This window comes from Streptomyces sp. NPDC058295 (assembly GCF_042880655.1).
In the GTDB taxonomy this organism is placed as follows: Bacteria; Actinomycetota; Actinomycetes; order Streptomycetales; family Streptomycetaceae; genus Streptomyces; species Streptomyces coriariae.
This window is the reverse complement of sequence record NZ_JBHVYO010000022.1, coordinates 41382-54716: the sequence shown is the minus strand read 5'-3', so window position 1 is coordinate 54716 and position 13335 is coordinate 41382. Positions and strand designations below refer to the sequence as shown.

7 protein-coding genes and 2 pseudogenes are annotated in these 13335 nt (G+C 69.7%); 6 read left to right on the top strand and 3 right to left on the bottom strand.

Annotation, left to right across the window (positions count from 1 at the left end; genetic code table 11):
• The first annotated feature begins 19 nt into the window (after window positions 1-19).
• Genes ACFVYS_RS23745 through ACFVYS_RS23735 form a run of 3 tightly spaced genes read left to right on the top strand, consistent with a single transcriptional unit; the run spans window position 20 to window position 9052 of the window.
• On the top strand, window positions 20-7435 hold the full coding sequence (locus ACFVYS_RS23745) for an amino acid adenylation domain-containing protein (protein WP_389504933.1): 7416 nt from the start codon (window positions 20-22) through the stop codon (window positions 7433-7435).
• A 19-nt stretch (window positions 7436-7454) separates the two neighbouring features.
• Window positions 7455-8639, top strand: coding sequence for an FAD-dependent monooxygenase (locus ACFVYS_RS23740; protein ID WP_389504931.1), 1185 nt, complete (start codon window positions 7455-7457; stop codon window positions 8637-8639).
• Window positions 8636-9052, top strand: a complete 417-nt coding sequence (locus tag ACFVYS_RS23735; protein WP_389504929.1) for a nuclear transport factor 2 family protein — start codon at window positions 8636-8638, stop codon at window positions 9050-9052. Before ACFVYS_RS23740 ends, ACFVYS_RS23735 begins: the two co-directional genes overlap by 4 nt.
• A gap of 278 nt (window positions 9053-9330) precedes the next feature.
• Here ACFVYS_RS23735 and ACFVYS_RS23730 read toward each other — a convergent pair.
• Window positions 9331-9687 (bottom strand): annotated as a pseudogene (locus ACFVYS_RS23730) (transposase); the annotation flags it as partial.
• A gap of 25 nt (window positions 9688-9712) precedes the next feature.
• Between ACFVYS_RS23730 and ACFVYS_RS23725 the strand changes: the two are divergent.
• A pseudogene (locus ACFVYS_RS23725) lies at window positions 9713-9873 on the top strand (IS6 family transposase); the annotation flags it as partial.
• 312 nt (window positions 9874-10185) lie between these two features.
• Here ACFVYS_RS23725 and ACFVYS_RS23720 read toward each other — a convergent pair.
• Both ACFVYS_RS23720 and ACFVYS_RS23715 read right to left on the bottom strand, forming a co-directional pair.
• A complete protein-coding gene (locus ACFVYS_RS23720) occupies window positions 10186-10860 on the bottom strand; it encodes a response regulator (RefSeq protein WP_389504928.1) in 675 nt (224 codons plus the stop codon).
• Complete coding sequence (locus ACFVYS_RS23715) at window positions 10857-11969, bottom strand: sensor histidine kinase (RefSeq protein ID WP_389504926.1); 1113 nt, start codon at window positions 11967-11969, stop codon at window positions 10857-10859. Before ACFVYS_RS23715 ends, ACFVYS_RS23720 begins: the two co-directional genes overlap by 4 nt.
• Window positions 11970-12149: 180 nt before the next feature.
• Between ACFVYS_RS23715 and ACFVYS_RS23710 the strand changes: the two genes are divergently transcribed.
• Together ACFVYS_RS23710 and ACFVYS_RS23705 are read left to right on the top strand one after the other, a co-directional pair.
• Complete coding sequence (locus ACFVYS_RS23710; RefSeq protein ID WP_389504925.1) at window positions 12150-12791, top strand: hypothetical protein; 642 nt, start codon at window positions 12150-12152, stop codon at window positions 12789-12791.
• Complete coding sequence (locus ACFVYS_RS23705; protein WP_389504923.1) at window positions 12784-13329, top strand: hypothetical protein; 546 nt, start codon at window positions 12784-12786, stop codon at window positions 13327-13329. Before ACFVYS_RS23710 ends, ACFVYS_RS23705 begins: the two co-directional genes overlap by 8 nt.
• Window positions 13330-13335: the final 6 nt, after the last annotated feature.

Below are 13335 nucleotides of genomic sequence, written 5' to 3'. Positions count from 1 at the left end.
GTCGAGGGAACAGGGGACCATGACAGGGAACCATCGTGCCACGCGGGCCGAGACGGCGTGCGCCGGTTTGGACCGAGCGCCCGAACACCACCCGCTGACGCCGTATCAGCAGGACATCTGGGCGGCCGAGGCCCAGGCGCCAGGCAGCCCGCAGTTCATCACGGTCATGTACCAGACCTTGACCGGCTCCCTGGACACCGCGCTGCTGCGCGACTGCTTCGCCCGCATCCTGGAACGCCACGAGACATTCCGCCTCCGCTTCGCGGAACGCGACGGCGTCCCCTTCCAGTGGACCGTCGACCGGCCCGGAGCCGAACGCGGTGACGACGCGGTGGACGTCGTCGACTTCACCGCCGAGCGCGACCCCCGGGCCGTGTGCGGCTCGTGGCGTGACAGAGCCATGATCGTCCCGTTCGAGGTGTTCGACCGCCCGCTCTTCCAGGCCGCGGTCCTGGTCGAGGGCCCCGGTACCCACCACCTTTTCCTCAAGTGCCACCACCTCCTCGTCGACGGTTGGGCCGTCGACAGGCTGCGCAACCAAATACTCGCGGACTATGCCTCGCGGGTACGAGGACAGTCCCGAACGGCCGATGAGCCGGAGCCGTCCCCGCTCGCCGTAGCCGCGGAACGTGCCTCCTACTTCGGCTCCGCCGAGCACCGGCAGGATCTCGCCTTCCACCGAGCCGCTCTCTCCGGCACGGAGCCGCACTTCCTTCCCCGCCGCACCCTCGGAGACGGGGAGACTGGTGCGTCCGGTCGCTCTGCCGTCGGCCGACACGCCTTTCGCCTGCCGGCACAGCTGGCCGACCGCATGAAGGAGCAGGGCGGCTCGATCCCGGCATACCTGCTCGCCGTGCTCGGTGTATACCTGTGCCGACTCCACCGCGCCGATCACGTCGTGGTCGGCGTACCTCTGCTCAACCGCCGCACCCGGGCCGAACTGGATGTCGCGGCCTCCTACGCCAACACGCTGCCGCTGCGCATCGACGTACCGGAGGGCAGGACCCTCGGCGAGATCACCCACGACGTTCGGAAGTCGCTCGCCGAACTGCAACAACACCAGCGGGTGCCGTCCGGTGACATCGTCAGGGACCTGACGGCCGGCGGCTCCCGCGACCGGCGCCTGTTCGACGTCACCTTCTCCTACCTGAAACTGAGACAGCGGGTCACGCCGGAAGGCATGAAAACCGAACCACCCGTGCACTTCGCGCCGCCGCACGTCCAGGAGGCGCTCGCCGTGCATGTCACGGTCTCTCCGGGCACGACGGACCTGACCGTCGACCTCAACCACGCGCTCGACGTGTTCGACGCCGATCTGCCCATCGTCTCGGTCGCCGGACACATGAGGCAGCTCATCACCCGAGGGCTCGCCGAACCGGGACTGCCCGCTCGGGACCTGCCGCTGCTCACGGACGCCGAGCAGGAGAGGCTGTCGTGCAACAGCCAGGGGCCCCGGGTACGGCATCCCGTCGACCAGACCCTGCACGGCCTGTTCGAGGAGCAGGCCCGGCGTACTCCGGACCGGCCCGCGATCGTGGCCGCCGACGGGGGCGGCCTCACCTATGCCGAGCTGGACGTCCGCGCCAACCAGGTCGCCCGGGCGCTGCGACGGCACGGCGTCGGCCCCGACGACCGGGTTGCTCTGCTGATGCGCAGGAGCCCGCTGATGCTCATCGGCCTGCTGGGCGTCCTCAAGGCCGGCGGCGCGTATGTGCCGGTCGACCCCGCGTACCCGGAGCGTCGTGTCGCCGACATACTGACGGACTGCGGGGCCAGGGCCGTACTGGCCGACACCGCGGAGGACCTTCCCACGGGGTTCGCCACAGCCGAGTCCGCCGCCGCGAACGTCGACGCGACGGCGCACGCTGCCGCGCCGGCCCCCGTCCTCCGGGTGGTCGACCTCTTGCAGGGGCCGTCGAGCCCGGTGGAGTCGCGGAGCAACGCCCGCGACCTCGCCTACGTCATCTACACCTCGGGTTCCACGGGCCGGCCCAAGGGCGTGATGGTCGAACACCGCTCGGTCGTGAACCGGCTCGCCTGGATGCAGCGTGCCCATCCGCTCACAGCCGACGATGTCATCCTCCACAAGACGCCCGCCACCTTCGACGTGTCGGTGTGGGAACTGCTGTGGTGGAGCATCGCCGGCGCTCGGACCGCCCTGCTGGAGCCCGGTGGCGAGAAGGACCCCCGCGCGATCCTGCGGTGCATCGAGGAACGGAAGGTGACCACCCTGCATTTCGTGCCGTCCATGCTCGGCCCCTTTCTCGACCTGCTGGACGAGCATCCGCGGTTCGTCGCGGCCACCCGCACGCTGCGCCAGGTCTTCAGCAGCGGCGAGGCGCTGTCGCCTGCCCGCGTCGAGCAGTTCCACCGGATCTTCCGAGTCAACGGGACGGCGGAGGTCCGACCGGCCCTTGTCAACCTCTACGGGCCGACGGAAGCCACTGTCGACGTCTCGGTGTACGAGTGCTCCGCCGGGGTGGGCCCCACCGCGACGGTGCCGATCGGGCGCCCCATCGACAACATCGAGCTGTACGTCATGGACCCCGCGGGCCGGCAACAGCCCGTCGGCGTGGCGGGCGAGCTGTGGATCGGCGGTGTGGGAGTCGCCCGCGGATACCTGAACCGTTCGGAACTGACACAGGAGATGTTCCGTGCCGATCCCCTCGCACCGGGCGGCCACCTGTATCGCACGGGCGATCTGGCGCGATGGCTCGCCGACGGAACGCTGGAATACCTCGGCCGGCTCGACGATCAGGTGAAGATCCGCGGCAACCGCGTCGAACCCGGCGAGGTCGAAGCCGCGCTCACCCGACAGCCCGGCGTACGCGACGCCGTCGTCGTCGCGCGCGCCCGCCCGGACGGGGAGAAGTATCTCGCCGGCTATTACGTGCCCGACACCGGATGCATCCCGGACCCGTCGCTGCTGCGAGAGCAACTGGCAGAGTTCTTGCCGCAGTTCATGATCCCGGCGCGGCTCGTCGCCCTGGACAGGATCCCAGTCGGCCCGAATGGGAAGGCCGACCGCCGGGCACTCCCCGACCCAGCCGAAGCGCCCGGCACGGCGGGTGACCTGACACCGCCCCGGACACCGACGGAGGAGGCGCTGGCCGCGATCTGGGCCGAGGTGCTCGGCACGGGACCCATATCCCGTGAGGACGACTACTACGCGCTGGGCGGAGACTCCCTGCAGATGCTCCGCATCCGCGCTCTGGCGGAACGACGTGGCCTTCACTTCACCCTCAGCGACATGGTCTGGCATCCCACCGTGGCGGCACTCGCCGCCGTCGCCACCACGACGTCCTCCGCCCAGCAGGCCACCGAGCCGGGCCCGTTCGCGCTCGTGTCGCGGGTGGACCGGGCCCGGCTGTCCGGCGCCGTCGACGCCTTCCCCCTCACCAGGCTCCAGCTCGGCCTGCTCTATCACAGCCGCCGCCACGACAAGTCCGCCGTCTACCACGACGTCTTCCGGTACCGCCTGATCCTGCCCTGGGACCAGGACCGGTTCCGCCAGGCCTTCGACCGGCTCACCGCCCGCCATCCCGCGCTGCGCTCCTCCTTCGCCCTGGGGGGCTTCGCCGAGCCCCTTCAGATCGTGTACGCCGAAGTGGCCGGAGGCCTGGACACGGTGGACCTGCGCGGCTGCAGCGCGCCCGAGGCCGAGGAGGTGATCGGCGCCTACGTCGAGCAACGCCGCTTCCACCACTACCGGTTCGACGAGGCACCGCTGTACCGATTCCGGGTCTACGTCCGAGACGACGATGCCATCGATCTGATGCTCAGTTTCCATCACGCGCTGCTCGACGGCGGTAGTGTCGCCGTACTCCTGGCGGAACTCATCGAGGACTACCTGCACTCCATGGGCGCGGCCGTCGAAGCCGCCCCGGACGGGGTCCTGCCCAGCGCGGCGCACCATGTGCGGGACGAACGGGCCGCTCTCGCCGATCCGGCCGCGCGGGAACACTGGGCGCGCGTGCTTGCGGGCACCCGCGCTCTGCGGCTGGACGGCTTCGCGAGTCACGAGCCACCGCGCGAGGCGGGTGCCATCGTGTACCACGCTCGCCTCCCGGACCAACTGGCAGACAGTGTCAGGGAGTTCGCCAGTCGGCAGGCCCTGCCGGTGAAGTCGGTGCTGCTCGCCGCCTATTGCCAGACCCTCTTGGCGTTCACCTCCCCGGACGGGGATCTCACGGTGGGGGTCATCACGCACGGCCGGCCGGAGAGGGAAGACGCGGACCGTATGACGGGTCTGTTCCTGAACACGGTTCCCGTTCGGTTGGCAGGCGACGGAGGCTCGGCCAGCAGGATCGAGACCGTCCGCGATGTGTTCCACCAGGAACGGTGCGGCCGGGCCCATCAGCACTATCCACTGAGTGCCATGCAGGAGGACCGTGATGGTTCCCCCGTCGTGCTCACCGCCTTCAACTACGTTCACTTCCGCGTACTGTCCGACGTGCTGGGGCGTCCCGAGGTCCGGCTTGAATCCTTCCGCACCTGGGAGGAGACGAACTTTCAGCTTCTGGTCAATGCCTTCGTCGACCCCGTCGACGACCGAATGAGCATACGTATCGACGGTGACGGCCGGGTTGTCACACCCGCCCAGGCGGCGCTTCTGGCCGAGACGTTCCGTAAAGTGCTGCACCGCATCGTCACGCATCCCGACGAGCCCGTCGGCTGCGACTTCCTGCCCCCCGCGGAGCCCCGTAGGGGCGCTTCGACGGAGTGGTCGGACGATGTCGTCACCCTCTTTGGCCGCCAGGCCGCCGAGACCCCGGACGCGGTCGCTGTGCTGGCCGACGGCCGCGAGCAGCGACGGTGGACGTACCGTCAGTTGTCGTGGGCCGCAGAAGGAGTGGCGGCCCGGCTGCTCGACGTCGGCATCCGGCCCGGCGACCGTGTCGGCATCGCCATGGACCGCTCACCCGAGGCGATCGCGGTGGTCCTCGGGACGGCGATGGCAGGCGCCGTCTGCGTCCCTCTCGACGTCGGATACCCGCCGGCGCGACTTGCGGCGATGGTGGAGCAGGCCCGTCCGGTGCGGGTCGTTGTGCGGGAAGAACAGAGCCACCTCGTCCCGGACTCCAGGGCGATCCTGACGGTCGAGGAACTGTTCTTCACGCGCACCACGGGGGCACCGGTGCCGCGTGTCTGCCCCGACCCCGCCCGCACCGCGTACGTGCTGTTCACCTCCGGTTCCACGGGGCGCCCGAAGGGCATTTCCATGCCGCACCGTTCCCTCGCGAACCTCGTCGGCTGGCAGATGCGCCGACGCAGCGGCGCCGTCGGCGCCACGACGGCCCAGTACGCGCCGCTCAGCTTCGACGTCTCGTTCCAGGAGATCTACTCCACCCTCTGTTCCGGCGGCACCTTGCGCCTGGTGTCCGAGGCCGAACGAGGCGACATGGCCGCCCTGTTGCGACTGCTCGACGAGGACGGCGTCGAGCGGATCTTCCTGCCCTACGTGGTCCTCCAACGGCTCGCGGAGGCGTACGCCTCCCACGGCGTCGCCCCCCGGCGGCTGCGCGTGGTGATCTCATCGGGCGAACAGCTGCGCGTGACCGAGGAGATCCGCCACTTTTTGGCCGCCCTGCCGGGAGCCCTGCTGGAGAACCAGTACGGGCCGACGGAGACGCACGTGGTGACCAGCCACACCTTGACCGGCCACCCTGACGGCTTCCCGGCGATCGTGCCGATCGGTACTCCCATCGACGGGGTCGAGGTCCATGTGCTCGACCCGTGGGGCCGCCCTGTTCCTACCGGCGTGCGGGGCGAGCTGTGTGTGTGGGGAGTCGCTCTCGCCGATGGCTACCTGGGTGACCCGGGCCCGGCCGCCGAGCGTTTCGTGTCCCTTGCCTCGCCGTCCGGTTCCCGCGGCATCGTCTACCGGACCGGTGACCTGGCACTGGTTCGCCCCGACGGCACCCTGGTCTACGCAGGACGCGACGACGAGCAGGTGAAGATCCGTGGCTACCGTGTCGAGCCCGCCGAGGTCGAACTGGCCATCGGCCGGATCGCTGCCCGGCACCCGGCCCTCGACGTCACGGAGGCGGCCGTGGTGGCTCGGCAGCGGGCGCACGGCGAGAGCGTTCTCGTCGCCTTCCTGGCCGGGCGGCGCGAGTGTGCGGATGCGCATACGCTCCGGGAGGCGCTGCGCGCCACCCTTCCCGAGTACATGGTGCCCGCGCACTTCGAGTGGCTACCCCGTTTGCCGCTGACGCCCAGCGGCAAGCGGGACGACAGAGCCCTGCGCGGCATGCCTCTGACCCGTCCCACGGTGGCGCCCAAGGACGCACCCCGCGACCGTTTGGAGCGCGCACTCGCGGCCATGGCCGGCGACCTGCTCGGCAGCGACGCCATCGCGCGAAGCGAGTCGCTCTTCAACCTCGGCGCCACGTCGATCACCGTCGTGCGCCTCGTCGCCCAGATCGAACAGCGCTACGGACGGAGCGTCCCCCTGTCAGCCTTCGTCACCGCTCCCACGGTGGCGGCGCTGGCCGAGCTGCTCCGGTCCACCGGTGCGGCCCCATCCTTCGACCCCGTCGTGCCGATCCGCACGGGCGGAACCCGGCCGCCGCTCTTCCTCGTCCACCCCATGGGTGGCAACGTCCTGTGCTACTTGCCGTTCGCCCGGCACCTGCCGCCGGACCAGCCCCTGTACGCGCTCGAGGCCGTCGGCGCCGAGCCGGGCAGCACACCATCGGACTCCATACCAGACCTCGCCGACAGATACCTCACCGCTTTGCGCCGAGTACAACCGGAGGGCCCCTACACCCTGGGCGGCTGGTCCTTCGGTGGCTTCGTGGCCTTCGAGATGGCGCGTCGGCTCCGAGCGTCCGGCGAGAGCATCCGCCCCGTGTTGCTGCTGGACACTGTGGCGCTCGCCACCGGAGACCGACGCGACGCCTACCCGGACGAGGCGCTGATCGGCTGGTTCTTCTGGGAACTGCTCCTGCTCGGCGGAGACGACACCTCCGTCCTGGCAGGATTTCCCCCCGAACTGACCACCCTCGACGAGAAGTTCGCCTTCATCGCCCGGATCGCGGCTGATACGGGCGTCCTGTCAGCGGACGGAAACGAGGCCCTGGTACGCCGGTTGTTCCGCATGTACGCCGCACACTGGCGTTCCGTCCTCCGGTACCGGCCGCGCGACACGTCCATCGACGTCACCCTGCTGCGGGCCGAAGAACCACTGCCGGAAGTGCTGCTGAGCATGCACAGCGCCGCGAGTTCGCAGCACCGGGAGCCGGCCAACGGCTGGCGGACCATGACCAGTGGCACCGTCGACGTCGTCTCCGTGCCGGGCGACCACCTCACTCTGATGCAGGAACCGCATGTGCGAGAGGTGGCCCGGATCGCGGGCTCCCTGATCCGCGTGACCGGTCCGAGCCGGGACGACCACCCGGCCCACTCGAGGCTGCAACCGCTGCATCCCTGACCACCGGAAGGAGGATGACATGCCACAGCCCACCGCATCGCCCCGCGTCCTCGTCATCGGAGCGGGGATCGGTGGCCTCGCGGCCGCCGTCGCCCTGCAACGCGTAGGTATCGAGGCGGAAGTGTACGAACGCGCCGAAGTCCTGCGGCCCGCAGGTTCGGGGTTGTCCGTGATGACCAACGCCGTACTGGCGCTCCGCGCCCTCGACATCGACCTCGGCCTGGAGAAGCGAGGCCAGACCGTACTGCGCAGCGACCTTCTGGATGCGCGCGGGCGGTTGCTACGGTCGCTGCCGTTCCGCGCAGCCTGTGAGCGGATCGGGGCACCGAGCGTCGCCCTGTATCGGGGTGACCTGCAAGCCGCCTTGCTGGACGCGTGGGGAGAGGGCCGGGTCACCCTCGGCGCCGTCGCCACGGGCTACGAGGTGACCGGGACAGGGGTCCGGGTTCGGTTCCAGGACGGCAGGGAGGCTGTCGGCGACGTCCTCGTCGGAGCCGACGGCATCAACTCGGTGGTCCGCAGTGCCCGCGCGGGCACCGAGGCACCGAGGGACAGCGAGTTCATCTGCTGGCTCTCCGTCACGCCGTTTCGGCATCCGAAACTCACCACGGGCTTCAACGCCCACTATTGGGGTCGGGGACGCCGCTTCGGACTGCACGACGTCGGCCACGGACGCGCCTACTGGTGGGGCACACAGAACATGTCCGCCGACTCGGCCCGCCATTGGGAGGGCGACAAGGAGCAGATCGTCCGAGCATTCGCCGGCTGGGCCGACGAGGTGCAGGAAGTGATCCGGGCGACGCGGGCCGAGGACATCCTGGGTGTGCCCGCCCGGGACCGTCCCTTCCTCGAACAGTGGGGAGACGGACCGGTGACTCTGCTGGGCGACGCCGCGCACCCTATGATGCCCAGCCTCGCGCAGGGCGGCAGCAGCGCAATCGAGGACGCGGTGGTCCTGGCCCAGTGCCTGAAGGCGTACCCGGAGCCGGTCGCCGCCCTGCGCGCCTACGAGAGCTTGCGGCGGGAACGCACCTACCGCCTGGTCAAAGCCTCACGCCAGTTCACCACAGTCGAACAGCTCGACAATCCCGTGCTGTGTGCTCTGCGCAATCTGTACCTGAGATTCGCCCCGCAGTCCGTGCTCATGCGCCCGTTCGAAGACGCCCTCAAACCTCACCTCGCCCCCCTGGAGACATCGTCATGACTTCTTCCACATGCGAAGCCGAGACCACCGTCCTGCGGTATCTCCAGGCATTGAACGACCGGGACATGGACGCGCTGCTCGCGATGATCGCGCCCGATGCCGTCTTCACCATTCCTGGGGACCATCCTCTGGCGGGGGCTTGGAAGGGGATCACCGAGATCATTGAGAAGTTCATGATCCCGATGGGCGGACTGTTTGCACCCGAGGCCGCGTACAGAGTCGAGGTGATAGAGACGATCACGCAAGGTGACCGGGTCGTGGTCCACTGTGCTGCCCGCTCGACGGCCCGTAGCGGGGAGCCATACACCATCGAGTCCAGTGTCCACTTCACTGTCCAGGACGGGAAGATCAGCGCCATGCGAGAGTTCTACGACACCCAGTATTTCGTGCGGATGCTGTTCCCCACTGCCTGAAAGCTGTCGAACAGGCTCGTGGCTGCATGGCGGTCGTCGGCGATCGGGTGGGTATCCCCGATCATGAGCCCTATCGTGCCCCCGGTGGGAGTACGACGAGCGTCGGCAGACGACGCTGCAGCCACGGTGTTCTCCGGCCGTTTCCCCGCCGCAGAGGCCTCCGCTCCGGCCGCCGAGCCCACTGAGGTGCCCCGGGCTCGTCCCGCCTCCCCTAACGCGGCGCCCCCAGGGACCAGGCAAGGGGGACTCGGGGATGTGTTTCGTGCTCATCAGCAGCGCACGGAACCTGGCCAGTTGCTTCGTGGTGTAAGCGATCGGGGGCGGGCTTGTTGGTGGTGCTGGGCGGCCGGGAACACCTCGGCCAGCGCCTTCCACAGCCCCATCGCGCCGTCGCCGACGACCAGTTCGGGGTCGCGCATGCCGCGCCTGCGGCAGTCGCGCAGCAGGTCGGCCCACGACTCGGTCGACTCGCGCAGCCCCCCGGCCAGCGCGATCAGTTCCTTGGTGCCGTCCGGGCGCACACCCGGCAGGACCAGGACGCAGGAGTGCGTCTGCCCGAGCCGGACCTTGGGGTGCACCCCGTCCGCCCAAACGTACACGTAGTCGCTGTCGGCGAGGTCGCGCTGCTGGAAGGCGGCGTGGCACCGGTACCCGGTCGAGGTGATCTCCCACTGCGTGTGGCTGTACTTCCGGTCCCCGCTCAGCTTCCGTGAGGTCGAGGAGCTGATGTTCGAGCGCGGGATCATCGTCTCGTACGAGACCATCCGCCGCTGTGCGCCAAGTTCGGCCAGGCCTACGCGAACGGACTACGTCGTCGCCGGACAGGAGGAGCCAGTGGCCGGTCATGAGGTCTATGCCGCCAGCGCATTGTCAGCGGTGGCCGCGATACTGTTCGCGCGCTGGTGCATGACGGGCCGAAGGAACAGGCCGCGCACTGCTGCCGTATCCCGCCGGGCCTCGCGCTGGACGGCGTTGAGGGAGGTCCGGCGCAGGGGATCCACTGTGGTCCAAGCCGAGCAACGCCTGCCGACGGATGCGCCACGCGCTCAGGGGGCGGTGCAGGAGGCCGAAGACGCGGTCACTCATGCGCCCGTCTCACCCGCACTTCTGCCAGAACGTCTCGGGCATGCGCCCTACTCCCGTGGGAGTGGGCCGGCTAGACCGTTTTCCCAGGCCCAGGCGGCGATGCCCACCCGGTTGCGGGCCTTCAGCTTCGCCTGGACGTTCGCGATGTGGGTCTTGGCTGTGCCCGCTGAGATGAAGAGTTTCTTGCCGATCTCGGCGTTGGTGAGGCCCTCGGCGACCAGCCGGGCAATCTCCTGCTCCCGGGCGGTGAGAGGCGACAGAGCCGTGGGCGCTGCTGGGGCGGCGGCAAGGGTCTGGAGCAGGCGGACCGTGATCTGGGGGCTGATGAGGATGTCCCCGGCCATCGCCGCTCTGACACCCTCGATCAGCAGCCCGGGGCCCGAGCGCTTGAGCAGGAACCCGCAGGCGCCGTCGTGCAGTGCCGTGCGTACGTAGTCGTCGTGGTCGAAGGTGGTGACGACGAGGACACGCATCGGGTCGGGTACGTCCGGGCCGGCGAGGCGGCGGGTGAGTTCGAGGCCGTCCAGGCCCGGCATCCGGATGTCGGCGAGGATCAGGTCCGGGCGCAGGGTGCGGGCGAGGTCAACGGCGGTGAGACCGTCCGCCGCCTCGCCGACCACGGTCATGTCGGGCTGCGAGCCGAGAATCAGGCGGAAGGCGCTGCATACGTCCTCCTGGTCGTCGGCGATCAGAATGCGGGTCGGGCCGAGGGGCGTCGTCATAAGGTCGCTTTCGGGAGCGTGGCAGGCAGGACGGCGGTGAGCTGCCAGCCGCCGTCGCCGTGCGGGCCCGCCGAGAGGGTTCCGCCGAGGGCCTGGGCGTGCTCGGTGAGTGCGGGGAGGCCGAGGCCGCCCCGCCAAGCGCGGCGGCGGGCCGGGGCGGGGCGGGCGCCGCGGTCATTGGTGACCCGGATCTCCACGGTGGTGGCGGTGGGGGTGAACGTGACGGTGGCGCGGGGGGCGTCGGGAGCGTGCCGGCGGATGTTGGTCAGTGCCTCGAGGACGATGCGGTACGCGGCTGCGCCTACCTCGCGGGAGAGCGCCTCCGTGGCCCGGCGAGGCAGGTCCAGATGCGCCTCGGTGGCTCCCGCTGAAGTGAAGTCCGCTATCAGCGAGGGCAGTTGGGACACGTCGGGGAGCGGCTCGGTGGCGGGCGCCTCCGGACCGTGCAGCATTTGTACGGACCGGTCCATCGCGGCCAGGGCGCTCAGGCCCGCCTTTTCGATGCGTTCCAGGGCGAGCACCGTGTGGGAGGGGTCGGTGGAGGCGACGAAGCGGGCCGCCTGGGCCTGGACGACGATCCCGCTGATGTCATGGGCGACGAAGTCGTGCAGGTCGCGGGACAGCTGAAGACGCTGGGCGCTGCGGGCCTGGGCCACCGCGCTGCGGCGACGCAGTTCCTGGCGGCGGGGGTAGGCGCCGGCCACCAACGCGGCGGCTACGGGAAGCAGCCAGAAGGCGGCGATTCCGATGGATTCCAGGAAGGACTCCCCGTCGACCAGCGGCAGCGGCCAGAGGGTCACCGCAAGGGCGGTCAGCGGGAGGGCCGACTTGAGTTCGCGCAGGGGTGACCAGCGGGTGACCACGGCCAGCAGGAGCAGCAGGAGGGCGGTCTCCGCCAGCTTCCAGCCGGAGTCGAAACCAGCCTTCGGCAGAGCGAAGCTGGCGGTCAGGGAGAGGGCCGCACAGACCGTGGTCGGGCGGGCGAGGCGGCCGAGCCGCTGACGAACTGCGGCACGGGGGCGGGCAACGGCCCACACCAGCGTGCCCACGGCCACGAGCGACGGCAGAGCGCCAAGCACCTGGACGGCCGGGCCGGTTGATTCCCACATGGTGATCAGCGTACGGATGCGGATGTGGCGGGGCTCTCTGCCGAACGGCATAGGAGGGCCGGGTGGCGGCGCGATCCTTGTGCCGATCGGCGGATGGGAACGAGGCGCACCAGGGGTGAAGCTTGAGCCGTTCAACCGACCACGGCAATACAAATACCCTGCAAAGCAAGGGAGTTCATCATGCGCAACGCCGCAATCGGCGCTACAGCAGCCGTCGCCGTCCTCGCCGGACTGGTAGCTGCCGGGCCCGCTCCTGCAGCCCCGCCTGCGTCCGTCGAGAAGAAGCCGGCGAAGACCGCGAGCGTCCATGGAGAAGCGCAAATCTCCTACATCGAGTCGATCAACGACGACATCCGCTTCACCATCCACGCCGAACAGACACCGTTCACCCGGCCGGTGCCCCCCAAGGCTCCCGAGGGACTGCCCACAGATGCCCGGGGCACACTGAAGATCTCCCATACCCCCCGGGGCGGAGCCACAGGGTGGGCGGAGGCCCAGGTGGACTGCCTGGTCACCAGCGGCCGGACGGCGACCCTGACCGCAGTCGTAACGAAGTCGAACGTCGAGGAGATCGGCGCCCGGTTGGGCATCAGCGTCCAGCAGGGCGGGAAGGGCGAGCCGGACCGGCTCGGCTTCTCCTGGGGAGTGGTGAACGTCGACCCCGAGCACGTCGACGAGAACGGCCAGCCCGTAAGGCCGCAGGCCGGTACGTGCATGGCCCCCGCACCGTTCACGACCGTGATCAAGGGCGGCTTCAAGGTGGTCCACGCCGAGATCACCAAGTCTCCCGCGCAGCCCGAGGCGGCGATCCGCCGTGGCTGACACCCTGGCCGCCGGGACGCCCGTACCGGCCGCGCCCCAGGTCCCCCGTTCCGTCCGCCTAGCGGCGCACGCCGCCGCACTGACCCTGGTGCCGTCCGGGCTGTGGCGTGTCGCCATCGCCCTGGGCTGGGACTCCGGATTCACCGATGAGGTCCTTCGCCCGGAGAACTTTCCCGGCGAAGGGTCCCCCTATCTGATCGGACTCAGCCTGTTCGCCGAGGCACTCGGGCTGCTCACCCTGGGCCTGGTCCACACATGGGGCGAGGAACTTCCGCGCTGGGTACCGGTCCTGGGCGGCCGGAGAATTCCCGTATCGGCCGCGGTGATCCCTGCCTCGCTCGGTGCGGCGCTCGTCACCCTCATCACGTTCACCGGTGCATTCGGCTGGAACGATGCGGACAACATGGGTGCCGTCGGATCACCCGACGGCACCCACTACTGGCTGATGACCGCCTGCTATCTGCCACTGCTGGCCTGGGGGCCGCTGCTCGCGGTGGTCACGGTGGCCTACTACCGACGTCGGCGTTGGGGTCGCTGAGTCCGG

Coding starts and splice junctions, on each gene's coding strand:
- ACFVYS_RS23735 (WP_389504929.1), top strand. CDS start 8,636: ATGACTTCTTCCACATGCGAAGCCGAGACCACCGTCCTGCGGTATCTC.
- ACFVYS_RS23715 (WP_389504926.1), bottom strand. CDS start 11,969: ATGTGGGAATCAACCGGCCCGGCCGTCCAGGTGCTTGGCGCTCTGCCG.
- ACFVYS_RS23710 (WP_389504925.1), top strand. CDS start 12,150: ATGCGCAACGCCGCAATCGGCGCTACAGCAGCCGTCGCCGTCCTCGCC.
- ACFVYS_RS23740 (WP_389504931.1), top strand. CDS start 7,455: ATGCCACAGCCCACCGCATCGCCCCGCGTCCTCGTCATCGGAGCGGGG.
- ACFVYS_RS23720 (WP_389504928.1), bottom strand. CDS start 10,860: ATGACGACGCCCCTCGGCCCGACCCGCATTCTGATCGCCGACGACCAG.
- ACFVYS_RS23745 (WP_389504933.1), top strand. CDS start 20: ATGACAGGGAACCATCGTGCCACGCGGGCCGAGACGGCGTGCGCCGGT.